General features: G+C 61.7%; 19 protein-coding genes and 1 tRNA gene. 8 read left to right on the forward strand and 12 right to left on the reverse strand.

All coding sequences use genetic code 11. The features are described from left to right. The first annotated feature begins 437 nt into the window (after positions 1-437). From E1956_RS28505 to E1956_RS28515, 3 genes are all read left to right on the forward strand, one after another. Positions 438-514 (forward strand) — tRNA-Met (locus tag E1956_RS28505). Positions 515-973: 459 nt separating this feature from the next. Next, positions 974-1,357: a hypothetical protein gene (locus tag E1956_RS47005; protein WP_134755522.1), complete on the forward strand. Its 384-nt coding sequence runs from the start codon at positions 974-976 to the stop codon at positions 1,355-1,357. A gap of 254 nt (positions 1,358-1,611) precedes the next feature. Further along, on the forward strand, positions 1,612-1,830 hold the full coding sequence (locus E1956_RS28515) for a hypothetical protein (RefSeq protein WP_232072055.1): 219 nt from the start codon (positions 1,612-1,614) through the stop codon (positions 1,828-1,830). 187 nt (positions 1,831-2,017) lie between these two features. Here E1956_RS28515 and E1956_RS28520 read toward each other — a convergent pair whose 3' ends face one another. Then, on the reverse strand, positions 2,018-2,200 hold the full coding sequence (locus tag E1956_RS28520; protein ID WP_134755524.1) for a hypothetical protein: 183 nt from the start codon (positions 2,198-2,200) through the stop codon (positions 2,018-2,020). Positions 2,201-3,710: 1,510 nt separating this feature from the next. Between E1956_RS28520 and E1956_RS28530 the strand changes: the two genes are divergently transcribed. From E1956_RS28530 to E1956_RS28540, 3 genes are all read left to right on the forward strand, one after another. Further along, on the forward strand, positions 3,711-4,490 hold the full coding sequence (locus E1956_RS28530) for a hypothetical protein (protein ID WP_134755528.1): 780 nt from the start codon (positions 3,711-3,713) through the stop codon (positions 4,488-4,490). Next, the gene (locus tag E1956_RS28535) at positions 4,487-6,394 is read left to right on the forward strand and encodes a GMC oxidoreductase (RefSeq protein WP_134755530.1); all 1,908 of its coding nucleotides are present in this window, start codon (positions 4,487-4,489) and stop codon (positions 6,392-6,394) included. The genes E1956_RS28530 and E1956_RS28535 overlap by 4 nt, the downstream gene beginning before the upstream one ends. A gap of 94 nt (positions 6,395-6,488) precedes the next feature. Then, complete coding sequence (locus tag E1956_RS28540; protein ID WP_134755532.1) at positions 6,489-7,904, forward strand: FAD-binding protein; 1,416 nt, start codon at positions 6,489-6,491, stop codon at positions 7,902-7,904. A 725-nt stretch (positions 7,905-8,629) separates the two neighbouring features. Here the strand turns inward: E1956_RS28540 and fabG are convergent. The 10 genes from fabG to E1956_RS28590 all read right to left on the reverse strand — a co-directional run bounded on the left by fabG (position 8,630) and on the right by E1956_RS28590 (position 21,547). Continuing rightward, on the reverse strand, positions 8,630-9,370 hold the full coding sequence (fabG, locus tag E1956_RS28545; RefSeq protein WP_134755534.1) for a 3-oxoacyl-ACP reductase FabG: 741 nt from the start codon (positions 9,368-9,370) through the stop codon (positions 8,630-8,632). Between the two features lie 104 nt (positions 9,371-9,474). After that, positions 9,475-11,802, reverse strand: a complete 2,328-nt coding sequence (locus E1956_RS28550; protein ID WP_134755536.1) for a hydantoinase B/oxoprolinase family protein — start codon at positions 11,800-11,802, stop codon at positions 9,475-9,477. A 21-nt stretch (positions 11,803-11,823) separates the two neighbouring features. Continuing rightward, positions 11,824-13,932, reverse strand: coding sequence for a hydantoinase/oxoprolinase family protein (locus E1956_RS28555; RefSeq protein ID WP_134755538.1), 2,109 nt, complete (start codon positions 13,930-13,932; stop codon positions 11,824-11,826). Positions 13,933-13,990: 58 nt separating this feature from the next. Next, positions 13,991-15,175 (reverse strand): acetyl-CoA C-acyltransferase, encoded by a 1,185-nt coding sequence (locus E1956_RS28560; RefSeq protein ID WP_134755540.1) that lies wholly within the window; start codon positions 15,173-15,175, stop codon positions 13,991-13,993. A 72-nt stretch (positions 15,176-15,247) separates the two neighbouring features. Next, positions 15,248-16,006 (reverse strand): maleate cis-trans isomerase family protein, encoded by a 759-nt coding sequence (locus E1956_RS28565; protein ID WP_134755542.1) that lies wholly within the window; start codon positions 16,004-16,006, stop codon positions 15,248-15,250. Next, entirely contained in the window at positions 16,003-16,461 is a 459-nt protein-coding gene (locus E1956_RS28570) for an acyl-CoA thioesterase (protein WP_134755544.1), read from the reverse strand. Before E1956_RS28570 ends, E1956_RS28565 begins: the two co-directional genes overlap by 4 nt. Continuing rightward, positions 16,458-17,612: an FAD-dependent monooxygenase gene (locus tag E1956_RS28575; RefSeq protein WP_134755546.1), complete on the reverse strand. Its 1,155-nt coding sequence runs from the start codon at positions 17,610-17,612 to the stop codon at positions 16,458-16,460. Before E1956_RS28575 ends, E1956_RS28570 begins: the two co-directional genes overlap by 4 nt. Next, positions 17,609-18,469: a VOC family protein gene (locus E1956_RS28580; RefSeq protein WP_134755548.1), complete on the reverse strand. Its 861-nt coding sequence runs from the start codon at positions 18,467-18,469 to the stop codon at positions 17,609-17,611. The genes E1956_RS28575 and E1956_RS28580 overlap by 4 nt, the downstream gene beginning before the upstream one ends. Before the next feature lie 29 nt (positions 18,470-18,498). Next, a complete protein-coding gene (locus E1956_RS28585; RefSeq protein WP_134755550.1) occupies positions 18,499-20,259 on the reverse strand; it encodes an AMP-binding protein in 1,761 nt (586 codons plus the stop codon). 31 nt (positions 20,260-20,290) lie between these two features. Then, a complete protein-coding gene (locus E1956_RS28590) occupies positions 20,291-21,547 on the reverse strand; it encodes an alpha/beta hydrolase (protein ID WP_197732955.1) in 1,257 nt (418 codons plus the stop codon). A 171-nt stretch (positions 21,548-21,718) separates the two neighbouring features. Between E1956_RS28590 and E1956_RS28595 the strand changes: the two genes are divergently transcribed. Continuing rightward, positions 21,719-22,504 carry a TetR/AcrR family transcriptional regulator gene (locus E1956_RS28595; RefSeq protein WP_134755552.1) on the forward strand — a complete coding sequence of 262 codons (786 nt, stop codon included), beginning with the start codon at positions 21,719-21,721 and terminating at the stop codon, positions 22,502-22,504. 4 nt (positions 22,505-22,508) lie between these two features. Here E1956_RS28595 and E1956_RS28600 read toward each other — a convergent pair whose 3' ends face one another. Further along, entirely contained in the window at positions 22,509-23,837 is a 1,329-nt protein-coding gene (locus tag E1956_RS28600; RefSeq protein ID WP_232072058.1) for an OmpP1/FadL family transporter, read from the reverse strand. A 496-nt stretch (positions 23,838-24,333) separates the two neighbouring features. Between E1956_RS28600 and E1956_RS28605 the strand changes: the two genes are divergently transcribed. Further along, complete coding sequence (locus tag E1956_RS28605; protein WP_134755554.1) at positions 24,334-25,740, forward strand: class I SAM-dependent methyltransferase; 1,407 nt, start codon at positions 24,334-24,336, stop codon at positions 25,738-25,740. Position 25,741: the final 1 nt, after the last annotated feature.

Raw genomic sequence — 25,741 nt, forward strand, 5'->3', positions numbered from 1 at the left:
GCAGAAAAGCGTGGCTCGCGGAGCGAGTCGAGGACTTTGCGAGAGCCGTCGGTGCGGAATACGCGAAGGTGCGCGCCCGCCCCCTTTCAATCCCTCCCAGTCCGGCGCCGCAACTCGCCCGGCTGAAAACCCCGCAGGAAATGCGCGCTGTTGTAGAGGGCGCGATCAACGACGCCCTCCCCTGACTGACCAGCGACTACAGCAGCACAGCCCCCCGCGGCTCAGCGCACATTGCAGCCCGACATCATCCGACCTGCTGCGCCGCAGCCTCATCGAAGCGCCGCTCGCCATCGCCGATAGGTCCGAGCCCTTTTGTTTGCGGCAGAAACACCGACGACACGGCTCCCGTTGACGTGTTCAACAAGCCACCCGGCGTCGGGCGTTATCGCCCGACGGCTTCGTTTGACGCGCCGCCTCGGTGCGGGTACAATTCGCGCCGCGGGGTGGAGCAGTCTGGCAGCTCGTCGGGCTCATAACCCGAAGGTCGTAGGTTCAAATCCTACCCCCGCAACCAATATCGAGCCCGCTCAGCGAAAACAAGCGGGCTTTTTCTTTTAGAGCAGCCGCGTGACGCCTCGCTGAACTGGCCTATCAAGGCCTATCCGCCGCTCGCTGCAAATCTCCGCACCAACGCGGAAGCACTGTGAACACTAAGCCCCAGCGCTTGGCCGCCGGGGCTTTCTCTTTCCGCAGACGGAAAGAAACCGCAGAGCGAGTCTGCGGAAATTCATTGCCGTGCACCGCAGCCTCAATCTTGTCTGCGTGCTGCGCCATAGCCATCCGTCGTGCAAATTGGATAGCCCCCCCGTTTTTCCTCTGATTTCCGATTCAAAGGCGGGTATGGAGAATCGGCATTGGCCGGCCTCAGCCCTCGTCGTGGCTAGTCGTAACGCGCTCAGGGGCGGCAACAATGCCGATGGTTGGCCGTCGGCGGACATGCTAGGATTTCCTTCAAACAACTCCGGAGAATGCTATGCCGTTCATCTGCGAAAACGTTGAATGTCGTGCCGTGCTGGCTCGCGGGCAGGTCAGATCCAGTTACGAAGACGACGGGTGGTGCTTCTACTGCCCAGACTGCAAAGTCAGAAACGAGTTGAAAGATATCAGTGCACCTGGTAGTCCTGTCGAATTGGCTCAGCCAGAAAAATCCGTCCTTCCTCACAAAGTAATAGCGACTGCTCGACCATTGGATGATGGTAGATACGCAGCGCAATTGCGCGTTCAGAGGGCACTCGGTGTGAGAGGAACGTACGCGGTCGAAGAGCACTGGGAGCAACTCGGTGTATTCCTCGACGCTCAAGAGGCCATTGCGCATGCGAAGTCTTTCGCAACAGATCTGCTGGAGCGAAAGGCCTGATCGCGAGTGACACGCCGGATTGCGCCATCCCCATCACGGCACGGATTTTTACGGAAGGACCAAAACCGTAGATCCGTGCGACAACTTTGTGCTGCACGGCATGCATGCCGTGCCGAAAGCGAATCCGCTTTCGGCACGCTCGATTGGCGGCAGAGACGGTCCTGCCGAGAGGACAAGCGCGGGTTAGCATGACTGCCGGAGTCGCACGGTGTGGACGGCGCCACACCTGGCGATTTCCCGCACGGAAGCCAGCAATGGAGACCGATAGCACACCGTACGCAGGACTCGATGTGCACGAGGTCACGGTCACCTATGCGCTTGGCGAGGACGAACTGCCTGGCAAGATCGTGACGACAAAGGCGGATATTGATCGCCTGCGCAAGCGTCTCCAATCGAAAGCGATCACGTGCTTTCTCGAGCGTGGCGCTAACGATCGGCCAAACGCTCGATCACTTCTCTATGCTCCTCAATGACTTGCCGCAGGATGTCGCGCGCCTCCTGCTTCCCTTCCGGGGTGGCCAAGTCAACTTTCTTCCGCGGCGCAATCCTGACACGCGGCTTCAGGAATATTCCATACACCTTTCGTGGCGCGGTCATATTTGGCCTCCGACTGCATTGCCAGGGGTTGGGATGGCTGGATTCGTCAACCGACTTCGCACATCAGGGCTTCGGATCTTTGCGGTGCAGGACGATATGCCCTCCGTGCATCGTGCGCCTCCAGGCTTCGTCGGCATGCCGCTGGGCCGATTTCAAGGTGTGCGCTGCCCGTTGGCTGGATTTGGGCACCGGGGTGAACGCGGAAGTCAGGCCGGAAAATGCACGGCGGACAGTCTTGGTGACCATGATTCGCTCCGCGTTGATATCGGAACGCTCAGTCTAGCCTTCCTTTCACGGGTTGCGATACTGTACGTTTACCCAGCCACGGTGGTGCCGCCCGCGCGATGCGGAATGCATAAGAGCCGCGCGACTAGTCAAGTTTCATGATCCCCATTTGCATTGCAGTGCTGGCGCACATTACAACCAACCGATCATGCGATACGCCTTCAGTCATACGATGGTTTAGAACCTCGTCGAATGTACCGGCACACTCCGAAACCGCGTTCATCGCGTCACCTTCTGTCCGGTTATATGCGCCGGCGATGAGCCACTGAGCACGGCATTTTGCAGCGTCTATTGTTGCCTGGGCGGACGCATCGGGACCCGCCGCCCGGCATTCAGGAACAGGTATAGGCTGGAATGCTTGCGACAACGTGGGGATAAGGAAGGCGGCGGCAGCAATGTATCGACGGCACATAGCAGCTCCTTTCGAGAGGATCTTCTTATCGCCATTACTCGGTGGCCCGCGTAGCCACGAATTCAGTCCGCGAGCGGCGCAGAGCCGTTAGTTCCGGGCGAAGAGTCAGTCGACAATCTAGCACCTCCGTTGCATAACGTCAGTGACCTGGCGTACTCACTGATTGCCTTTTCTGCTTCTTCTCCCGCTCATCCACCCCATCTGACACCGCCCGGCTTGCTAACACAAATTTCCCCCACCAACTACCCCCCAATATCGACAGGAAGTGGCTCGGCTGCAGGCAGGTGTATTCTGCCGCAGCATGCATAAGGTCCATGTCTAAAGCAGATTACAAATGAGGCATTGCTCGCTGAGTGCACAAGGTCCGCGAAAGGGCGGCGGATGAGATGAAGCGATCGGCAGATGAAAGTCGCCGGCCTTGGCCACAGTCGCGTGTAGAAACTGATAGCCCATTCGGGAGCTCGCCCGCACGGCCAGTCGCGCCTTCAATTCTGGTTTCCATAGCAAAACGAAAAGAACACTAAGCGCGGACTCGCGGCGGCATCCGACCGCGAAGGTTTGTGCAATTGAACCGAATCGACAGATAGCGGCAGCACACGATGCACCGCCTGCTATCCGCACTTTCGCTACAACGGGGGGCTAATGGATCAATTGCCAAACGTTATGCCGACCAGAGCCACCTGGTCGCTTGCGCCAACCCACGGCGCGAAGCCGCATCAATCGGCTTTTCAAAGCATCTGCGCGCGAACGGCCCCTCCCTGAGCGCCCCCGCAGGTTCGCAACCCTTGTGACGCCCTGCGACGAACGCCGTGAGCCAGCTTGCGAGACGCATCGGCTATCGCGTGAATTAGCTCTAGAAAGAAGGAGCCCCCAATGTATCGGCATGCCGCAAATCATCCTCCAAGCCTTGATGAGCCGCTAGTCGGCGATGAGGTATTCGCGTCGATCTTGACTATAAGCGCCGCCAGCAAGTGGGCACTGCCGACACGCGCTCCCTCGATTTAGCCAGCCCCAGCCGCTCACGGTCTACTTGTCTGTACGCCCTTTGGGAGAATTAAATTGTCCTCATCTGCCGTAGACGCTCTACTCACCCGTGAGATGCGTGACGATCTCGCCGAACTTGCGAATGGTATCGCGCCTCTTCAGCAATGGATCGAGCAAAAGAAATACAACCCCGAGAAGGATCCGACGTTCAGTGGCAAAGCGATGCCATGGCGGGCACCCGGCGCCAGCCTGACGCCGGCCAGGACCGGTCTGATCGACTTCTTCGAAGGATTGCTGCGTGAAACGTCGGATGACGTGCAGAGCAAGAACACGTGGGAGAAGATCGCTGCCGATCCCCTAGCTCGTTTTCCCATCGATGATGTCCATACCTGGCGTGCCGAGCGAGGCCTCGATGAATCCGCCAGTTTCGGAATCGTCAAATCACAAAACGTGCTGCTGGATATTCAAAATCGTCAGATCGCACGCCTCACTTTCTACCAGGAGACGCTGCCAGACCTTGCGTATTGCCTGTCGCTTTCCAGACCCGACACCCCCGCAGCGTGGGTCACGTTCGCGCAGCAATTGTTCACCGACCAGGTGAGCGCGTGGCCAGGCACGGCTTACTCCGCCAGCGTATTCCTGAACCAGTTTGCAGCCGATCTGCTGTACGCGATGCTCGGCATGCGCAACTTCTCCGCAGTTCCGGAGCATCCTGAATACGCCACCGCCTTGTTGACCGAGCTGGGTCAGCCGCGTCGACGCGGCAACAAAAACACGCCTGCTCAAGCGGCGGAGGCAGTCAGGCGCTTCCTCGCACAGATTGACAGAGACATGCACACGGGAGATGCACAATGAGCACCGCTGACGTTGACTTTATCGTAGTGGGCACCGGCGGCGGCGGCGGCACGTTGAGCTGGATGCTGGCCAGGGCGGGCTACAAGGTGGTGGTGCTGGAGCAAGGCGCCGATTGGTCGCTGCCCAAGGAGGAGTCCGGCAATGACTTCGACCTGGCCATGCAGGACGAATATCGCTTCCAGCAGCAAAAACCGGACGGCAAACGGCAGCCGCGTGGCGACTACAACACCTTTCGTCCGGTCGATGGCATGCAAGCGAAGCCGATGAGTTCCAACATGATCGGCGGCTGGACCGGCACGACCTTGGGCGGCGGCTCCAATCTGTGGGGCGGATGGGCGGTACGCGCATTGCCGGTCGATTTCCGCTTGCGTGACCACTACAGCAAAACCGGCCAGCTCAAGCAGTTCGAGGCATGGGGATATTCAGTTGCCGACTGGCCGGTGTCGTACAACGAGATGGAGCCGTTCTTCAATGTCACCGAAGCGATGCTCGCGGTAAACGGCGATCGAGGCCTGATGAACGAGGCGTTGACCGGCAGCGCCTGGTACAAGTCGCTCAGCCAGACGAATCCGGAACTCGAGTCGTACGGCCACTGGACTTCCGCATTTCCCTATCCATCGCCTCCCTATCCGCAAAAGCCGGTCGGACAATTCTTCAGCGAAGGCGCAAAGGCGAACGGCATGCATCCGCTTCCCATTCCTACCGCGCTGGTCAATCCGGCGCTGAATGGTTATCGGACCCGCGAAGAGCTGGCCAAAGCGCTCGAAACGATGAACGGCAGACATGGCACGTTCTGGGCACAACCTGCGGAGAAGCTTTGGTCCGACCGTATCCGCGACGCATGCAACATGTGCGGCTTCTGCGAGGACTTCATCTGCTGGGGCAGTAATGCTCCCAAGAGCGGCGTGTTCTCCACCACGCTGGTGGAAATGCGCGACCTCCCCGAGCATGCGGACATACGGACCAATGCCAAGGTCTATGAGGTGCTCTACGATTCGCGGCTGCGGCGCGCCAGCGGCGTGCGCTACCTGGACATCTCCGATCCCGACAACCCGAAGAAGGTCGAAGTCCGCTCGAAATACGTGGTCTTGTCATGCGGCGCGGTGCAGTCCGCGCGATTGTTGCTGATGTCGGGGCCGCCGGAAGGCCTGGGGAACCGTTTCGGCAACGTCGGCCGCAACGTCATGTTCCATTTGTTCAATCTGAGCGCCAGCGTGACCTTGCCGGAGCAGTATCAGGGCCTGCTGCATCCGGAACTCGGCAACATCGGCTCCACGACCTGCTACGACGACTACTTCATTCCCGGGGACAAGTCCGGGCAGTGGTGGAAGATGGGCATTCTAACGGCCGCGGAGAAAAAAAATCCGCTGCACGGCGCTGTGAATACCCTCAATAGCGGGGCGATCGGGATGGATATGCTCCGGCAGATGGACGCCTATACACGGCAACTGGATTTGCGCACCACCGGCGACGATCATCCGATGCCGAATAACCGGGTCACGCTGGATCCTGAATACGTCGACGAATACGGCTTTCCAGTGGCGCGAATCACGCGCAGCTTTGGCGAACATGAGCAACTGATCTTCCGCCTGATGCAAAGCCGCTTCCAGAAGATCTTTGAACACTACAAGAAGATCGGCATTCAGGTGACCAACTCCGATCCGCAGTTGCTTACGCTGTTTGGCGACCACCAGTTGGGAACATGTCGCATGGGCGACGATCCCCGCACCTCTGTGCTGGATCGCAATTGCCGCATGCATGAGGTGCCAAACGTATTCGTGGTCGATACCAGTTGCTTTCCAAGCGCACTTGGGGTCAATCCGATGGCAACCGCCATGGCCAACGCGCTGCGGGTCGGAACCTGGATGATCGAGTCGCTTAAAAAAGGCAGCGAGCTCAATTAGGCGGCCCGGCAAGCTCAATAGCCATACGTGCCCCCGGGGCGATCGATCGTCGGCCCCGGTCACCATTTCGCCTCTCCATTTCAGGGACCACAGCATGAACCGTATGACTGCGCAGATTTGGCAAAACTGGGCCGGCAATGTGACCGGTACGCCGGCGGCGATTTCTACTCCCCGTACCCAAGATGACATCAAGGAAATCATCCAGCAGGCGCGTCGGGAGAACAAGAAGGTGCGTGTGGCCGGGAGCGGCCACAGCTGGGGCCCGCTGGTTCCGACCGACGGCTATCTGATTCGCCTGCAGCATTTTGCCGATGTTTCCATCAATGCCGGGAAGACGATAGTGACGCTCGGGCCTGCTGTCACAGTCGATCAACTGGCGCAATTCTTCCTCGACCATGACGTTTGCGTGCCATCTAGCGTCGGCATCGGTCTTGGCGAAGCCACGATGGGCGGGGTTTTTTCGACCGGATGTCATGGCTCCGGAATCGAAATGCCTTCGGTATCCGACTGGATCGTCGGCGTCGAGCTCATCGACGCGAACGGCGAGGTCAGGACCTATTCACAGGACAAGGACGGCGTGCGCGTCATGAACATGCTGAGGCTTTCGCTAGGCATGTGCGGCGTGATCACCGCATTTCAGATCCGCGTTCAACCCATGTTCAACGTGCACGTAGTCGAGTCCAAGGAATCCGTGGCATCGACTCTGGCGGGATTGAAAGAGCTGGTGATGGGCAACGCGTACGCCGAGGTCTCCTGGATGCCGTTCAACGATCAGATCTGGGTGCAAAAGGCCAATGTGACCGATCTGCCGATCACGCGCGACGGCTTCACACCGCCGGCCAATCCGTTTCGCGACAAGCTTTATGCAGCCGGAAGCGCGCTGGCCCTGGATGCGCTGGAAACCACGCCCGAGATGACGCCTGACATTCTGAGGACCAGTTTCCAGATGCTCGATCCCGGAAACTACGTTTCCAAAATCACCCACTATCTGCACTGCGCGGACTACGGGTTCCTGCTCGACCGCTATCGTCTGCTGGACATCGAGGTCGTTTTTGAAATCGACAAGTCGTTCGACACGGTGCGCCGCGCATTTGCCATCGCAGCGGAAAAAGTCGAGGAATGGCAGAAGAATGGCAAGTACCCATTGAACTCGACGCTCGGCTTCCGCTTCATCAAGAACAGCGACGCGACGCTTTCGTCATGCAGGGGAAATACGTATACCTGTATGGCTGAAATCTTCAGCTATCACAAGACCGACGAGTGGGCGATCTTCGCGGGAGAGCTGGTGCACGCCTGGATGAAGGAGTTGCCGCGCGCGCGCCTCCATTGGGCCAAAGCGTTTCAGTACGTTCCTGACAATGTGGCCGCCATTCGTGAGGCGTTCGGTTCTCAGTTGACCGAATTTCTCGAAATCAGGAGGGAAGTCGGGGTCGATCCTGATAACCTGTTTGTTAACGATGTACTCGCTGAGTTGTTTGGTTTGGCAGGTCGAGCGGATGGCGGTCGCTGATTTACCGCCTGAGGTCGATGATTTTTGGTGAATTGGCCTTAACTTGTTTTCGCGGCGGGCCGCGGGCGTTGCCCCTGTGCGGGGCGGCACCTACTTTTCTTTGCAGCCGCAAAGAAAAGTAGGCAAAAGAAAGCGGCTCACACCGCTAGTGTGACGCGGTCCCCCACTGCCCTGTCAATCGAAGTGGCTCCGGGGCATCCGTCATCTCGCACATTCCGCCTCAGTGACAAGGGGCTCATGCTTCCCGCCACGCGCTACGCGCGGGCGGAAGGGTATGCATGGAAAACCGGGCGGGCTGCGTGGCGAATGCGCGAAGTTCTGCCGGGCAAATTGGCGAATGTGCAAGAATGGTTGCGAGCAAATATGCTGGAGTCCTACTGATACGCGAGAGTGCTTCCATTTGAACACGTGGAATTCTGCGAATACGTGTATATCCCAATGGTTTTTGTTATGCCCCACGGCGCGCGCAGCGCCGCCGGATGGATGAGCCCTTAGTCACTCCGGGTGACGTCGCGTGGTGACAGACGCCCCGGAGCCGCTCCGATATACAGGGCAGTGGTGAACTGCGTCACACTGGCGGTTTGGGCGGCTTTCTTTTGCCTACTTTTCTTTGCCGCGGCAAAGAAAAGTAGGTGCCGCCCCGCACAGGGGCAACGCCTGCGGCCCGCCGCGAATACAAGTTAAGGCCAACTCGAACCCGGCTTCCGGCAATGCGAATTTTGCCACTAGACTGACAACCCTCCAGACACCTCAATAGCAGTGCCATTCACAAAACTAGCGTCATCCGACGCAAGAAACGCATAGACATTCGCAATTTCGCCAGGCGCTCCAAGCCGCCGCTGCCAGCAGGCACTGCGAAACCCTTCAAGCACTTTGTCGGGCATGGTGCTGAGAATATCGGTCGCGATAAATCCCGGACACACCGCATTGACCCGAATGCCCTTGGGCCCAAGCTCCCTGGCCCACGTCTTCGTGAATCCAATCACGCCAAACTTGCTAGCCGCATAATTCGTCTGTCCGAAGTTCCCATAAATGCCCACGACACTCGACGCATTGAGCACCACGCCACGCTGCTGCCCGATCATCGTATCGACAACGGCCTGCGTGCAATTAAAAACGCCCTTCAGATTGACATCGATAACCTTATCGAACTGCTCTTCGCTCATGCTCTGCAGCCGCGCATCCTGCGTAATACCCGCGTTGTTCACGAGAATATCGATTCGGCCGAACTGGCGCTTCAAGTCCGCAACCACTGCATCGATACCAGCGCGATCAGTCACGTCGACCGCACGTGCAACAGCCGAATACCCACTCGCGCTCAGGCTGAGCGCCTCCCGCTCCACACCTTCCGCAAAACGATCACACAGCACGACAATCGCGCCTTCGCTCGCGAATTTCCTTGCCGTCGCCAGCCCAATGCCCGCAGCGGCGCCGGTAATAATCGCAACCTTGTCTTTCAGTTTCATTGCTTTCGGTCTCAAGAAAAAATGGCACCGCACAGTCGTGGCGATCCGGCAATCTGCTCGACCGATCCCCGCAATCCGCCCAGGCGCGCGGCGCCCCGCTTCAGTTACGCCGAAACGGCGTCCGAAGCGTCCAACTTCTGCATCCCGCTGATTACATCGACGTGATCCTTCGGCACGAGTCCGGAGTGCACCGTCGTCCAGCAGCCAGGACAGAAATGCTCGCGGAACACGACCTCCGTATCAACGTAATACGAAGGATCGACGCGGACGTTCGAGCTGCCGGACACCGGATCGGAGTCCCGGCACGCCAGCGACAGCCGTTTGTCGTGATCGCTCAGTTGATGGCCACAGTGCCTGCAAACGACCACCGCTCCACCCGCCACCGCCGCGAGCCCGAGGTTGTCGTCGATTGCGCGCGCCTTCTCCGGATCGAACTTGCCAGTCAGTTGCTTCGGGGCCGGCGCAGCATATTTCTGGCGCTCCCCGAGGACCGCCGCGCGTCGGTGTTCGGTTCGGCCAATGTCAACCTCGCCCGCGGCGTCGACGATCACGCCATAGACAAGCTCGGCCGCGCCCTGGCTCACCTTCCCGTTGCGCAGATCGGCCGCGACCGCGCGCGCATCGCGGCGCACCGGATCGCCGTAGCCGCCACCGCCCTGACAATGCAGATAGAGCACGTCGCCCTGCTTGAGCTCGCCCGCCGTCATGCACTGAGCCGTGGTCAGTTCGCCGCCGAGCGAGAACAGATCGGTCGGCACATTGCCCTGAGAGAACATCGAGTCGAGCGGCACGTCGCGCACCACCACGTTGTGCCCCGTGTTACCCGGATGACCGCCCGCGAGCCCCTGGTTCTGCGCGGTTGCCATCCCCGAGCTCGAAAGCACCATCGCCATCGGCAGCGACGAGCCGTACGGCGTGATCGCAACCGATGCGCTGAGCCCGCCGCGATGCCGCCCCGGCCCGCCGGAATCCGGTTCCTCGCGGCGCCAGAGCACAACCAGCGGATACAGCAGTTCGGTCATCTCGACGTCCGGCAGCTTGCCCATCGGAATGCAGAAGAGACCGCCTGTATCGATGCCGTCCGCAGCCGGACGCGCACCGTAGCCGCCCGCCATCGACTCCATCACGACGTCGACGAACGGCGCGTGATGCTTGCCGCGCTGATCGACGCCGGCAAGCACGGCGGTATTCCAGGTGCCGCAGCAAGTCGCCTGGACGTTCGCCTTCATGTCGACGGTGCAGTCGAGCATCTGCGAGAGACATTGCGCGGCCAGGTTGCCGATCGCCCATGCGGTCGCGATCGGCGCCTTGTTGATCGCCGAAGGGAACGTCGCGTTGTTCAACGTGCCCTCGGGCGTGACGATGTCGAAGCAGCGCATCAGGCCGCCGGCCGCCCACGGGATATTGCCGGCGAGCGTCGGCAGCAGCGCGAGCATCACGCCACCGCGCGAACCCGCATACGTGCAGTTGATGACGCCGGCCTGCGGTGCCGTGCCCGTGAAGTCGAACGTCAGATGATCGTCGCGCTTCGTCATCGAGAGCATCAGCTTGTGCGGACGGCGGTCGCCCGCCTCGGCCTGATCCATGTAGCTCGATGCCTGCCACGTGCCGTCGGGCGCATCGCGCAGCTTGTCGCGCAGGCGCCGCTCCGCGTCGTTCATCATGCGCTTCATCACCGCCTTGACCGTATCGGGGCCGTACTGCTCGATCAGCGCGAGAATGCGCTTGCGGCCAACGAGATTCGCACCGATCTTCGCGCGCAGATCGAGGCCGATCAGTTGCGGCACGCGCGAGCGGCGCACCCACATGTCGGCCACGTCGCGCTGCAGCTCGAAATTGCGCACGATCTTGATCGGCGGCGTCGGCAGCGATTCGGAAAAGACGTCTGGAGCTACGATCGGCATCGAGCCCGGGGCCACGCCGCCGAGATCCGGCTCATGGCAAATCGCGCTGGTCCAGCCGAACAGCTTGCCGTCGTGGAAGATCGGCGAGAACACGAGCACATCGCTCTGGTGCAAGCCGCCGCCAATCCACGGGTCGTTGCACAGGAACATGTCGCCGTCCTGGATGCCCGGATTGTCCGCGCGGTTCTGCAGCGTCCAGTAGATCGCCAGATCGATCGCGCCGGCGAGCATCGTGTTGTAGAGGCCGATCTGCACTTCCTGGCCGGCCTCGTCGTTGATCGTGAAGTCGTAGTCGTTCGCTTCGGACACGACCGGACTGCCCGACATGCGTTTGAGCGTCTCGCCCATCTCGTCGGTGATCGACCAGAGGCGGTGACGAATCACCTCGTAGGTCAGCGGATGCAGCGCGTCGACGACCTCGTCCGAAACCGTGTGTGCCTTGAGCGATGGCGGCAGCGAGCGCAGCAGCACCTCGGGCGCAACCGGCCGGCTAACAAAAATTTCCGAACCCGGAATGGTGGATTGCATGACGTGTCTCCTTTTCGCGGGTCAGGCCGCGTTCATCTTGATCGACAGATTGCCCAGGTGGTCGATGACGCCGCGCATCCCGTTCGGGACCACGACCGTCGTCGTCGGCACCTGGATCACGGCCGGGCCTTCCACTACGTGGCCGGCGCGCAGGCGCGTGTAGTCGTAGGCGGGGGTATCGACATAGCCGTCGTGCGCATCGAGACAGATCGGACGGCGTTCGATCAGCGCATGCTCGACCGGCGTGCCGTTCGCGGCTTCGATTTCCGGCAGCTCGGGCGAGATCGGCAGCACGCCTTCGCCGCGAACGCGGTAGGTCAGCGCCTGGATGCCTGCGTCACGGAAGCCCGAGCCCGCACCAAACAGCTGGGCATAGAGCTGCTCGAACTTGTCGACCGCGCCCTGCAACGACTCGACCGTGACCGGGCCAGCAGCGAGCGGCGTCGCGACCTCCCCCATCTGCATCCCGTAGCGCATGTCGATTTCCCGATAAAGCTGCGTTTCGACGAACTTGATGCCCTGGCGCGCGAGCACGGTGCTGACTTCTTCCTCGAGGCGTGCGAAGTTTTCGGCGACGCGCACCGGATCGAGCGGCGCGACACCCGGGTCCGACAGCTCGCGAATCACGTTGACCTTCGACGCCGCGAGACCGAATGCCGAGAACGCGGAGGCCACCGGCCCGAGCGGCACCAGCACTTCGCTCGCGCCCACGGCGAACGTATAGGCCGCACAGTGTGCGGGGCCTGCGCCACCGAACGCGTACACGACGAAGTCGCGCGGATCGTGTCCGGCTTCCACTGCGATCTTGCGCAGCAGGTCGCCCGTCTGCGCGTTCTGCACCGCGTAGATCGCCGCGGCGGCTTCTTCTACGCTCAAGCCGAGCGGCTCCGCGATCCGGCGCCGGATCGCGTCGCGCGCGAGCTCCATCGAGAGCGGGCGCTTGCCGCCGAGCAGGCCGCGCGAAGGCAGGATGCCGAGCACGAGATTCGCGTCCGTGATGGTCGGCTCCATGCCGCCGGCGCCATAACATGCGGGCCCCGGCGCGGCCTGGGCGCTCAATGGGCCGACCCGCAGGTTGCCGCCCGCGTCGATCCACGCGATCGCCCCGCCGCCCGAGCCAATCGCCTCGACGCGCAGCGTGGGCACATTGACGGGCGACTGATTGATGATCGTCTGCGCCGCACGCACCGGCTCGCCATCGACGATGAGACCCGCCAGGAACGTCGTGCCGCCAACGTCCGTTGCCATCACGTTGCGATGGCCGAGCTGACCTGCCAGTTGCATCGCGCCGACGACACCGCCCGTGAGGACCGAGCCAACCGTCGTGATCGCCGTGGCCGGGGCTTCGGCCGCCGTGATCGCACCGCCCGAGCTTTGCATCACGAGCAGCGGGCCGACGAGCCCTTCTTCGCGCAACCCCGATTCGAGAGTCTTCAGATAGTCGCGCAGGCCGGGGCCGATCTGCGTGCTCATGATCGTCGTGGCGTGACGCGCATATTCACGGATGCGCGGGCTCACGTCGGACGACAGTGCGACATAGATCTCTGGTGCCTCTTCCTTGATGATCTCGCGCACGCGCTGCTCGTGCGCCGGATTGCGGAACGACCAGAGCAGCGACACGGCGATCGCGTTCACGCCTTGCGCAACACAGTCGCGCACCCCATCGCGCACTTCGGCTTCGTTCAGTTCGACGAGCACCGTGCCGTCGCGGTCCATGCGTTGCGTGACCTCCTTGATCAGGCGCTTCGCAACGAGCGGCGCCGGCTTCGCATGGCCCAGCACATTCTGCAATTCCATCGACGAGCGGCCGAGATATCGGCCTTCGACATTCATGATCGCAATGGAATCTCCGTGCCCACGCGTGGTAATGAACCCAACAGGCGGCACCTTGCCCATCACGAGCGCGTTCAGCGACGAAGTCGTGCCGTGCGCGATGTGGTCCGTGCGTTGCAGGAACTGCGCACGCGACATCTGGAACTGCTCGGCAAGCAGGCCGAGGACATTGAACACGCCAGCCGAATAGTCGGGCGGCGTGGAAGGCGTTTTCGCCGACACGATGTTGCCCAGATCGTCAACCGCCACGCCGTCCGTGAAGGTTCCGCCTACATCCACTCCCACTACGAATCCCATTTCCTGTCTCCTTCAAATGTTGCGTCGTTATTGGCTATTCCACCTGGATAACCACGAATCAGCACACGTCGAACAGCGCCGCGGCACCCATTCCGCCGCCGACACACATCGCGACCACGACATGCTTCACGCCGCGCCGGCGTCCTTCAAGCAGTGCATGTCCGGCGAGACGCGATCCGGTCATGCCGTACGGATGGCCGATCGAAATCGCGCCACCGTTGACGTTGTAGCGGTCTGGATCGATACCGAGCTTGTCGCGGCAATAGAGCACCTGGCACGCGAACGCCTCGTTCAGTTCCCAGAGCCCGATGTCATCGACGCTCAGCCCATGCTGCTTGAGCAATTTCGGAATTGCGTAGACCGGTCCGATGCCCATTTCCTCGGGCGCCACGCCCGCCACCGCCATCCCGCGATAAACGCCCAGCGGCGCAAGTCCTGCACGCTCAGCCGAGCGCGCTTCCATGAGCACGCATGCGCTCGCGCCATCGGAGAGCTGGCTCGCGTTGCCGGCGGTGACGGTGCCCTCCGCGAGTACGGCACGTAGTGTCGAAAGGCTTTCCAGCGTCGTCTCCGGGCGGTTGCCTTCGTCACGCGACAGCGTCACCTCCCGCTCCTCGCTGGCGCCGGTCAGCTTGTCCGTCAGCAGGGTCGTGACCGTGACCGGCACGATCTCCGCGTCGAACAGGCCATCGCGCTGCGCGCGCGCTGTCCGCTGCTGCGACGCCAGGGCGTAGGCGTCCTGCTGCTCGCGCGTCACGCCGTACTTCTTCGAAACGAACTCGGCCGTCTCGAGCATCGGCATATAGGCGTGCGGTGCGAAGCGCAGGACCTGCACATCCTTTTCCGCATAGACCCAGTCGTAGTAGCGCGTCTGCACCGCCGAGATGTTTTCCTGCCCCCCGGCCACGACGACGTCCATCCCGTCGACGACCACCTGCTTGGCTGCCGTCGCAATCGCCATGAGGCCGGACGCGCATTGGCGATCGATAGATTGCGCCGCGACCGTGTGCGGCAGACCGGATGCGAAAACGGCGTTGCGCGCGATGTTGGAGCCCGCCGTGCCCGCCGCTAGCACGGTCCCGACGATGACGTCATCGACCCGGTCAGGCTCAATGCCGGAGCGCGTCACGGCATGCCGAATCGCGTGTCCCATCAGGCCCGGCGATTTCGTGTGATTGAAAGCGCCGCGATAGGCCTTGCCGATCGGGGTTCTGGCCGTCGATACAATGACTGCCTCTCTCATTTCTCGACCTCTTTATGATCAGGATTGCTATTCATCTGAACGTCATCCGCTCTTCAGATCGCGCTCGACCGCCTACCGATACGTGCCGCCAAGCAGCGCGCCGGCGTTCGGTACGATCGGCTCCAGACCGAGATGATCGAGCATGCGTCGCGTAGTGCAGACGCCCGTGGACGTCACCGGAATCCCCAGTCGATTCTCGACGATCTGGATGGACGGCAAGGACTGCATCTGGACGCAAGCCGACAGGACGACGACGTCGGCATTCGCCGTGTTCAGTTTTTTCACGTCTTCGACCAGCCGGGCCGGATCGCGCTGACCGACTTCGAGGTTGTCCGGAATTTCAAAGGCGATTGAGTCGATCACCTCGATGCCTTCGTTTTCGATGTATTCCACGACGAGATCGCAAAGCGAACGCATATACGGGGCGAGCAGCGACACCTTTTTCGCGCCCATGATCTTCAACCCTTCCACCAGTGCGCCGGCGGACGTCATGACCGGCGCGCTGCAATGATTCTCGCGGGCAACGGCGGTCAGGTCGCGCTCGACATCGCGGTGATAGCCTTTGCCCATCGCCATGATCGCAACGAGGCAGGCAGTGCTCATGACATCGACGCGCGCATCCGCCAGTTCGGCCGCGCATCGCAATCCTTCCCGGTTCATCGCCTCGAGTTCCGCGCGCGTCACCTTGTGCATGCGCATCCGGCTGCTATGAAACGTGAAGCGTTCAGGGCGAATGCTTTCCCGGGCGCGCAGCATCGCGGGAATTTCGGTCTCCATCGTCGTGTTCGAGCTTGGGACGATCTGGCCGATTCTGTAGGTCTTTGCAGTCATGCTGCTTCCTTGGCAAGCCGATAAGGTTGGAGCGCTTCGCACAGCGCGGCCGGAATGCTGGTGCTCTCCCGCACGTCGCCGCGAATGGCGATCGGCGTGAATTGCCCTTCGAACGCAAGCCGGCCGTCCAGCAGGCACGCACGCGCAATCAGGTCGAACGTATGCGTACGAATCTCGCCCACTTCGATGCGGATATCGACAACGTCCTCGGGGTATAGCGAAGCGTGGAACGTCAGCCTCATGTGCTTGCACGGCAGCCCGACTCCGCTCTCGCGCCCGGCCTGGCCGTTGGTCCCATAGCCGATCCGCCGCATGAAGTGCATGACGGCCCCGAGCAGGTAGTCGGTGTAACGGCCGGCAAACACGACACCGGCCGGATCGCAATCCGCCCAGCGTGCGGTGCGTCGCACCGTGAACGGCAGGTCGGACACGACGATCTCCGAGCTTTCGTTCATAGCGCCCCCACGTTGCCGGCCAACTGCTGCACCAATTCTGGAAACTCGCTGCGCAGGCGCGCATCGTCGATACGGCCCGTGCGCGTCATGAACTGATAGACGAATTCTTCAGGCGTAGAGTTGTCCATCCACTGCGCGATGTCCTCGTACCACATGTACGATTTTTCAGAGGCGTCGATCAATTTGTTCTTCTGCGGCTTGTGGTCTTCCTCGAATGCCGCGAGGCCCGCCGCTGCATCGCCGTCGCACGCCAGCAGCGCACGGGCGAGCGCAATCGCATCGGCCATCGCGATCCGGGTTCCCGAGCCAATCGAGAAATGCGCGCTGGCCAGCGCATCGCCAATCAGCACATGGCGGCCGGACGTCCAGCGCGCATTGCGAATGACCGGAAACTGCCGCCAGTTCGACTTGTTCGAGATGAGCGGCAGGCCGCCCAGCTCGGGCTCGAAGATCTGCTCGAATAGCTGCTGACGGTCGTCATCGGTCATCGAGCCCAGATCGAGCCGTTCCCACGTTGCGTCGTCGCATTCCGCGACGAACGTGCTCATCTCGTCGCTGTATGCGTAGTAGTGCGCCACGAAATGGCCGCCGTTGAATTTCCTGAAGACGAGCGCCGGCGCGTCGAAGACCCGCTTCGTGCCGTACCAGGCAAAGTGATTGCTCAGCGACCGGTGCGTCGTGCCGAAGGCGTCCGGATACTGGCGGCGCACCACGGAATTGATGCCGTCGGCGCCGACCACGACGTCGGCATCGTCGAGACCGAACGTAGCGAGATCCAGCGTCGTGTCGATGCGGCGGCCGAAATGAATCCGCACGCCCACCGCTTCCGCTTCGCCCTGCAGGACCTTCAGCAATGCGAGACGCGGAATCGCGCCGCCCTTCACGTTCAGCTTCACCTCGATGGGCTTTTCCCGCTGGACGATGATCTGGCGGTCGTTATAGTGCATCGCGTCGCAAAGCGCGTTATACGAATGCTCATCCGCATCGCGCAGTTGCAGCATGCCGGTATCGGCCAGCACGACACCGAATCCGAACGTCGCATCGGCCGGGTTCTGCTCGATCACGTCAACCTGCCAGTCAGGCTGCCTGCGCTTGAGCAGGAGCCCGAGATACAGCCCGGACGGTCCACCGCCCACGATTGCGACCTTCATTGCTGCCCCCGAGGCGTGATTTCCAGCGTGTAGCGATCGAATGTCCTGACGTTGCCATCGAATCCGCCGGTGAGCGACGCGTTCCAGAGTGCTGGCACGAAGCCGAGCGCCTTACGCTCGAAGACGATGGCTTCCGGCGAGCAGATCTTCCAGTACCCGTTGGTCGGGCCATCGACGTGGTAGCGCGGATTGCCCTTACCCGACGCGACGAGCGGTTCGAATTCGGGCACATCGAGCACGTACAGCACGGCTTCTGAGCCGTCGTTTTCGCCAATCGATGCCCCGATGCCGTTGGCTTTGCCGCGCCACACCTGGTCGATCGACTTGAACTCGGTCGTACCCGCGAGCATGGCGTCTTCGGCCTTCATGGCGGCGTCGAGGGTTCGCGTCGCGTCATCCGCGTCGAGGAGATTCATCGGACGTTGCTGAAGCGTGATCTCGAGGTAGTAACCGTTAGGATCACTGAAATAGATCGACTCGATCAGTTCGTGACGGATTTGATAGATCAGCGCAATGCCCTGGGCCTCGAGCCGGTCGCGCCATTCAATGAGTTCGTCATAGGTGTCGACGGCCCACGCAGTATGCGTCGCTTCGAAGCGATAGTCGGCAACGGGGCGCGTGTAATCGGGCTGCTCCGTGTCGATGTAGTAAAAGAATGCGATGGTGCTGCCCTTGCCGCTTTCGAAGAAGAAGTGCAGGAAGTCGGGATGGTTCGACGGCCCCCAGCCTCGCGCCGAAATCGCATGGACGAGCGGCAGGCCGAGCTTGTCGCGATAGAACTCGACGGTTTCCCGCAGTTTCCAGGTGGGTCGGGCCGTATGGTGCACGCCCTTCAGAACCGGTTGAGTCGATGTCACAGTGTTCTCCAGTATTGGATCAATCGGGTTCACGATGCGCTTTGAGCGCCGAGGACGTGCTGCGCAACCATGTCACGCAGCGACTGTCTGCTGAGCTTTCCCGATGCGGTCAACGGGAACGTGTCGACCACCTCGATGCGCTCGGGCCACTTGAATTTCGCGAGACCGTAGTCCTTCAGGTACGTGCCCAGCTCGGCGAGGGACGGCTCGGCGTGCCCTTCGCGCAGGATCAGCACGGCGCACAGACGTTCATCGAACACCGGATCGGGATACGGCACGGCGACCACCTGCGCGACCGATGGATGTCCGGCGACCGCCATTTCGACCTCTTCGCAGTTGATCTTTTCGCCGCCGCGGCTGACGAGGTCCTTGAAGCGGCCGCGGAAGACGAAATAGCGCTTGCCATCGATCAGGCGCTCCTCCATCAGATCGCCCGACCGGTAATAGCCGTCGCTCGTGAAGGTTTCCTTGTTGCGGTCCTCGGCGCGGAAATAGCCGTGGATCGTGTACGGCCCCTTGAACGCCGGTTCGCCGATTTCGCCGAACTTGACCGGCTGTTCCGTGCCTGGGCCGAGGAGTCGGATGCTGTCCCACGGACTCACTGGCCGGCCGTTGGTCGTATCGAGCGCTTCCTGGGGATCGTCCGGATGCGTGAACATGATCACGCCCTCCGTGATGCCGAAGATGTGGTAAGCCGGCACGCCCACCAATGCGCGCAGCTTCGGCGCACTGTTCGCCGCGATGACGCCTCGCGCCTTCGAAAAGTCGAGACGCCCCGACTGGATCGCCGTCTCGATACGCGCGATGATCGGACCGCCGAGCATCAGCCACGTCGGGCGCGTCGTCTCGATCAGCGAAATTAGCGTCTCGGGCGCAAGATCCGGCGCCACCGTGACCGTTCCGCCCGTCATCAGGAACGGGCCGAAGCAACAGCCCATGTTCAGGTTGTGCACCATCGGCTGTGGCATGAACAAGACATCACTGGGTCGATAATCGAGCCATTGCGCACAAGCTCGCATGTTGTATAGATACTCGTTGTTGAATCGCGGGATGATCTTGGGCACGCCCGTCGTGCCGCCGGAGAGCTGGAACACGGCCACCTGGAACGGATCCAGCGTGAGCTCCGCCAGCCGGGCCGCAGCCGCTTCCTCGCTGATCGATTCGATCATCTGGTCGAGATGAAGCACGCCATCACGCGGCTCGCCGCGCGCCTGCAAGATCAGCTTCAGGCTCGGCGCGCGCTGCTGCATCTCGCGCGCGAACGCAATGTCATCGAACTTCGGATCGTCGCCCTGAACGAAGTGAAGCTTCGCGTCGGCCAGATTCGCCAGGTAGCCGATCTCGTGCTCGCGGTGCGCGGCCAGCGTGCAGATCGGAATCAACCCGGCCTTCACGCAGGCGAGAAACATGATGACGAGCTGGGCACTGTTGCCCAGTTGAAACACGACCCGGTCGAGCGGCTCGAGCCCTTGCGCCAGCAGTGCGGCGCCGAGCCGTGTCGATTTCGAATCGAGTTCGGCATAGGTCATGCGCAGCCCCGGACCGAGCAACGCGACATTCTCGGGATAGAGCGCGGCCATCTTGCGAAAGCCATCCGCCAGCGTTTCGAATCCGAGCGCACCCTCGGCGACGTAGCGGTCCAGATCCGCCTGCGCCGGATAAACGACACCCGCAATCGGATCGAGCACGTGTGCCGGACGAGCGGCCGATTTCGACGCAGCAACCGCCTTGTCGAACGATGCGAGCGCGTCGGCGCCGCCCTTACCCTGAAGATTCCCTACCGAGTTCATCCTTACCGTCTCCAATGTATTCTTTGATGACTTAGCGAAATATTGCGTGCAGCCAGGACCGCAGATGCTGACCCGCGAGCACTTGACCGGGCACATCGCCATCGTCGACCGGCAATCCGTGATGGTTGCCCCGAACGCGATGGCGCTCCTTGTCGGCCGTTGCGAACGACGCGAACATGGCGTCGACGTCGCCGGGGAACACGCAGTTGTCGCCCGTGTATTCGATCAGCAGCGTCGGTTGCACGATCGACTTCGCGCACTTGTCCAGCGACGCGTTCGACGACAGTCCGGACCAGGTCGAAAGCCACGACTCCGGCGTCACGATCCGGCCGAAGCCGACGCTGCCGAGGTTCGAAACCGACGGGTCCGCGCCCCACAGCGAGCCGACGAGACGATCGGACGGGTCGAGCGAGGTGTCCCAGCAGCGCAGATCGGCATCGGTGCGCCATACCGTCAAGATTGCACCGTGACTCGCGAATTGCTTGTCGGTGCGCGTAGGCGCCTCCTTCAGCCGGGCGCGCGCCGACTGCCTTCGATCGATCAATTCGCGTGCACGCTGGTCGAGTCGCGCGACGCGCTCGCGTTGCGCGAGCCGGTAGCGCTCGATGAACGCAGGCGCGTAGCTCGACGATTCTGGCGGCCGACGAAAGCCGTTCGCAGCACTAAATGGATCGAGTTCGACATCGCACGAGAGCGGGTCCTGCTCGTCGGTCACGGATGGATCCAGCGCATTCATCAGCAGCACGCCTTGCCCTGGATGCGGAGAGACAAACGCGATGCCGTCCGCCGTCGGCATGATCGCGGTGTCGAGCCCGGTGGGACGCCCGCCCGGCGTGCGGCGAATGCGCTGGTCCGCAGGCAGCAGCGACTGCTGGTTGTAGAACGCAAACAACCCTGCCCCGCCCGAGTTCCCGAGCAGCACGATCGTCTCGAACCCGAGCTCGCGAAGCTGCCGCATGCCGGCCGCCACATCGTGAAGCGCTATCTCGTGTTCGAGCCGCAGATCGCTGCCGATCGAGCGCGGCGCCTGAACCCAGCACGCCCACCCCGCATCCAGCACTTCGGGCACCAGGTAGTGCGTCATCACGAATTCGCGCGGATGCATGACAAAGACGACTTTGCGCACGGGCGCCCTGGCAAAGAGCACCCCAAGCGTCGCCTGACCATCCTGCGTGGTCAAAGGGAACGGCGTCGTCGTATAAGGCGCCTGCATGCGGGCGGGCGTCCACGACGCGCCCCGCAACCCGGCCGTTACCGCGACTTTTCCGTTCGATCCCTGTTGTTTCATGGCGGCTCCGTGCTCCTGTAACGTTGTCGGCCAACTCACCACAATTTGATACAGTCTCAATTATCGAGAAGTTGAGACCGTCTCAAATTTCCATGACGGAAGAATAGTGCTAGAGTTGAGACCATGTCAAATTAAAACGCGCGGCATCAGCGCTATCGTTTACCCTGCTCCATGAAGCCAGTCAAAATCGCACCGGAAGAAACGACCACGCCAACACCCCGTCGCGCCGGCAGGCGGCCGAAGAGCGATGCCCCAGGCGCCGACCTGTCGCGCGACGCCGTCATCCGCCGTGCGATCGAGCTCGCGCAAAAGGAGTCGATCTCCGAAGTGTCCATGGTCCGCGTCGCCCGGGAAATGGGTGTGGCGCCAGGGCTGGTTCACTACTACGTCGGCAGCAAGGACGACCTGCTTAGTGCGGTTCTGAACGCCGCGTTCAAGGAGCGCGTGAACGCACTGCCGCCCGTGACCGGCGACTGGCGTGTCGACCTGGAAGGCGTTTGCCGCTCGGTACTGAAAACACTCGCGCGCTGGCCTGGCGTCGCAAACTATATCGCGACGCAAAACCGGTTCCGGCTGTTCCAGCGTGTCCAGCCGGGAGAGACCGACTACGGGCTCGCCTACTTCGACCATCTGGGCCGGATTCTCGAGCACGCCGGCTTTAACCCCGCGCAAGCGGCACTCGCGTACGACCTGACCATGATGTTCGTGACGAGCATCAGTGTCGAAATTGCGAACCGGCAGGCGCCCGGCGAGCACAAGGACTTCATCGTCGGCTACGTGTCCCAGTTCGATCGCGAGGACATACCCGGTGCCACGTTCCTGGCGGAGCCGTTCACGAAGATCGACAGCGAAAAGCGACTCGACGCCGGCCTGAAGCTGATGCTGGACGGCTTCGAGACGTGGCTGGCGAACCCTCCGGCCGACACGCCCGCCCGCCGCAAAACGCGTCGCTCATGACAAACTAGAACTTGTGCGTATAGCCGATCGAGTAGCCCTGGTAGCTGGCGTGAATGTTCACGCCGGTACTCGGTCCCGTTCCGATGATCGTCGTCGGAATGTCGTACTCGAAGGCCGCGGTCACGAGATTGTTTTTGTCGATGGCATAGGTTGCGCCGACCGTTATCGCGCGGGAACTGATGCCCGGGCCATACATGTTCGCCAGGGTGTGGTTGGAATCGACGTTGTTATTGGCAAAGCTGTAGCCGGCGCGCACGGTCCACTTCGGGTTGATATCGTATGAGACGCCGACACGACCGACGTTCTGGTTGCGATAGCCCCATGTACTGGCCGTGTTGTAGCCCGCGGCACTGGCCCATTCGATACGGAGGTAGTCGAGCGCCACCGTCAAGCCCGGCAGCGGACGAATGGCAACGCCCGCGCCGTACCGGGACGGGCTGTCGATATGGCCATCGCTCGGCGCAAGCACGTCGTCCTTGTAGCCCGAGAGCGATGAGAACCACGTCTTGCTGAACCAGGAGGCCCCGAGCGACACCATCGGAATCGGCGTCCAGAGTACGCCCATCCCGGCGCCGATCCCCACGGCGTCCGAGTTGCCGTGACTGGGCACGGGCTCCAGCGCGCCATCCGCTCCGGGGGCGAGCACCCCATTCAGGCGCAATTGCTCGACGCCAATCACCAGCGATGCACCGATGGACAGGTTGGGCAGCGGTTTATAGGTGACCGTCGGATTCGTATTGACGACGATGAGGCTGGCTTTGGCGTCGCCGGCACCGGGCACCGGCAGCACGGGGCGCCCGTAATTCGATGCCGCTCCCGCACCGGTCATCGCCACGCCGAAGGTCCACTGCGGCGCGATCTGATAGTTGATGCCGAATCCCGGCGAAACAACGATCTTGCGGGAAAACAGATGGTTGTCCGGCGAGCCGAAGGTGGCATTGGACGAAACCGGCAAGGCGATGCCATAGAGATCGACTCGCGAACCCAATTCCGCCAACCCGGCCGGATTGTCCACAGCCGAGGCCACATCCTGCGGAAAAGCAATCGCCGCGCCGCCCATACCCGACGAATAGGCGCCATTTCCGGTGAAATACGCGCCGTCTGTTGCGAACGCATTCGACGCCCCCGCTGCCAACGCAGCGGCAGATAGCGCCAGACGCATCTTTCGTTGTGCACGACTGCTCATCCTGATCTCCATGACCTGACCCGTTTCGATTTCGTTTCGACTTGATTGCGAGGCGCTGCTGAATCGGCGAGACATGTTTGTTCCGCCAATTGATATGGACTCCGAATTGAATAAGGCAGCGATATGAAGAATCCCGCTCCCCTCCATTCCAGATTGCCTCCCAAAAAATTTGATTGACTCTCAAATTTGATGGCAGTGTAGCTTAATTGAGAGGGCTGTCAATTGTCGCGATGATCCGCATATACCCTGGGAGTCGCGGGAGCGTGACGACAGCCGGATGCCCGGCGCGCTTCCCTTAGACGACTCGCCACGCTAACCGTCTGCGCCTTCCCGCACGCCTATGAGCAGCGCTGCACAGCGCACCGTCCCGGAACCCGATTGAGCTTGCGCTCGACGGGGAAGCCCTTGTAGTATTTCGGCGCCTTTTCATCGAGCACCTTCAGGCAGTTTCGCTGATGAAATCCCCCGCGCGACAGCGGCCTTTTTTTATCAGTAGAATGCTCCCATCGAAGAGGTCCGTTTTGTTCCGAAACCGGCCATCGGGCCCACCAGGCTAGCGAGCCTCGTCAGACCGTGATGCCATTGGCATACGCGCTGACCAGATTTCAAACCTTCGCGTGAGTACTTACCTGGCCGCAATACCGTGTATTCCAAAACGCAAATCGATCCGGTTGTGAGCTTTCGCAACTCGCAGGGCGAGCAGGTGCGGGGCACCATCATCAATCTCCAGCGCAAGTCGCTGGTGATGGAGGTCTATAACCCGTATTCGATTGTCCAGGTCAGCGAGGTGCTGAACGACCTGTCGGTCAAAATGGGCGTGGAGCACGCCTATTCCGGCAAGGCCGTCGTCATCAGCATGGTCAATACCGGCCTGACCGCCATTGTCTCGGTCACGCTGATCGACGAGTGGCGCGAACTGAGCGGCGACGCGCTGGAAGCGCGTACGGTGGGCGAAGAGGCCCGCCGGTTCGCGCAGGACTGGACCGAGCGTTTCCAGATCCGCCGCGACTACCAGATCGCGGTCAACCAGCTCCGGGCGTTTCTGACCGACATGTCGCGCTGGGTCGAGCAGGCGGATCTCGCCGACACCCTGCCCAAGGATGGCAAAAGCCTGCGCGAGGACTTCTTCCTCGAGCTGGCATCGCCGCTGATGGAAAGGACCAAGGTCTACTTCGACGAATTCGAAGGCGAAGCGCGCCTCGTCGACGAAGAACTGGCGCCCGCGCACCGTGCCTTCGCCCAGGCCGCGCTGCATCCGCTGCTGCTGCGCTCGCCCTTCGTGTTCCGCACCTTCACGAAGCCGCTGGGCTACGCCGGCGACTACCAGATGGTCAACCAGATGCTCGACGATCCCCGCCAGGGCCCGAGCACGTATTTCCAGATCGTCAACGCGGCTTTCCTGCAGACGGCCGTGGCGCGCGCGCACCGCAACCGCATCGATCTGCTGGTGGACTACCTCACGCGCCTCGCCAATGAAGCGCGCGCCGCGCAGCGGCCGTTCCGGGTCCTGAACGTGGGCTGCGGCCCCGCTCAGGAGATCCAGCGCTTCATGCATGAATACGACGAGCCGCAGTGGCTGTCGTTCGAGCTGCTCGACTTCAGCCAGGAGACGCTGGACTGGACGCGCGAGCGCCTCGGGTCGATCGCACAGGAAACGGCCAAGCGCATGACCATCAGCTACACGCACGATTCGGTGCACCACCTGCTCAAGCGCCGGCTGGATCCGGACGCACCGGGTGTGCGCGAGTTCGACGCGGTCTATTGCGCCGGCCTGTTCGACTATCTGTCCGACAAGGTCTGTGCCCGGCTGAACCAGCATTTCGCCAGCCGCACCCGGCGTGGCGGCCGCCTGCTGGTCACCAATGTCCACGCCGACAACCCGGAGCGCTTCAGCATGGAGCACGTGCTGGAGTGGTACCTGATCTATCGCAATGAAGCGCAGATGGCCGAAATCATGCCGGAGAACTGCGGCGAGCCGCGCCTGTACACGGACGTGACCGGCGTGAACGTGTTTGCCGAGGTGGTGATCGGCCCGCAACAAGTAGCCTGAG

The sequence above is a fragment of the Paraburkholderia pallida genome (assembly GCF_004524855.1).
Taxonomy (GTDB): Bacteria; Pseudomonadota; Gammaproteobacteria; order Burkholderiales; family Burkholderiaceae; genus Paraburkholderia; species Paraburkholderia oxyphila.

What these genes read in the sequence shown, in the direction of transcription:
- E1956_RS28550 (WP_134755536.1), bottom strand. Translation starts at nt 11,802, where the DNA reads ATGCAATCCACCATTCCGGGTTCGGAAATTTTTGTTAGCCGGCCGGTT.
- E1956_RS28600 (WP_232072058.1), bottom strand. Translation starts at nt 23,837, where the DNA reads ATGGAGGGGAGCGGGATTCTTCATATCGCTGCCTTATTCAATTCGGAG.
- E1956_RS28570 (WP_134755544.1), bottom strand. Translation starts at nt 16,461, where the DNA reads ATGAACGAAAGCTCGGAGATCGTCGTGTCCGACCTGCCGTTCACGGTG.
- E1956_RS28595 (WP_134755552.1), top strand. Translation starts at nt 21,719, where the DNA reads ATGAAGCCAGTCAAAATCGCACCGGAAGAAACGACCACGCCAACACCC.
- E1956_RS28520 (WP_134755524.1), bottom strand. Translation starts at nt 2,200, where the DNA reads ATGGTCACCAAGACTGTCCGCCGTGCATTTTCCGGCCTGACTTCCGCG.
- E1956_RS28575 (WP_134755546.1), bottom strand. Translation starts at nt 17,612, where the DNA reads ATGAAGGTCGCAATCGTGGGCGGTGGACCGTCCGGGCTGTATCTCGGG.
- E1956_RS28555 (WP_134755538.1), bottom strand. Translation starts at nt 13,932, where the DNA reads ATGGGATTCGTAGTGGGAGTGGATGTAGGCGGAACCTTCACGGACGGC.
- E1956_RS28565 (WP_134755542.1), bottom strand. Translation starts at nt 16,006, where the DNA reads ATGACTGCAAAGACCTACAGAATCGGCCAGATCGTCCCAAGCTCGAAC.
- E1956_RS28535 (WP_134755530.1), top strand. Translation starts at nt 4,487, where the DNA reads ATGAGCACCGCTGACGTTGACTTTATCGTAGTGGGCACCGGCGGCGGC.
- E1956_RS47005 (WP_134755522.1), top strand. Translation starts at nt 974, where the DNA reads ATGCCGTTCATCTGCGAAAACGTTGAATGTCGTGCCGTGCTGGCTCGC.
- E1956_RS28540 (WP_134755532.1), top strand. Translation starts at nt 6,489, where the DNA reads ATGAACCGTATGACTGCGCAGATTTGGCAAAACTGGGCCGGCAATGTG.
- E1956_RS28560 (WP_134755540.1), bottom strand. Translation starts at nt 15,175, where the DNA reads ATGAGAGAGGCAGTCATTGTATCGACGGCCAGAACCCCGATCGGCAAG.
- E1956_RS28585 (WP_134755550.1), bottom strand. Translation starts at nt 20,259, where the DNA reads ATGAACTCGGTAGGGAATCTTCAGGGTAAGGGCGGCGCCGACGCGCTC.
- E1956_RS28515 (WP_232072055.1), top strand. Translation starts at nt 1,612, where the DNA reads ATGGAGACCGATAGCACACCGTACGCAGGACTCGATGTGCACGAGGTC.
- fabG (WP_134755534.1), bottom strand. Translation starts at nt 9,370, where the DNA reads ATGAAACTGAAAGACAAGGTTGCGATTATTACCGGCGCCGCTGCGGGC.
- E1956_RS28590 (WP_197732955.1), bottom strand. Translation starts at nt 21,547, where the DNA reads ATGAAACAACAGGGATCGAACGGAAAAGTCGCGGTAACGGCCGGGTTG.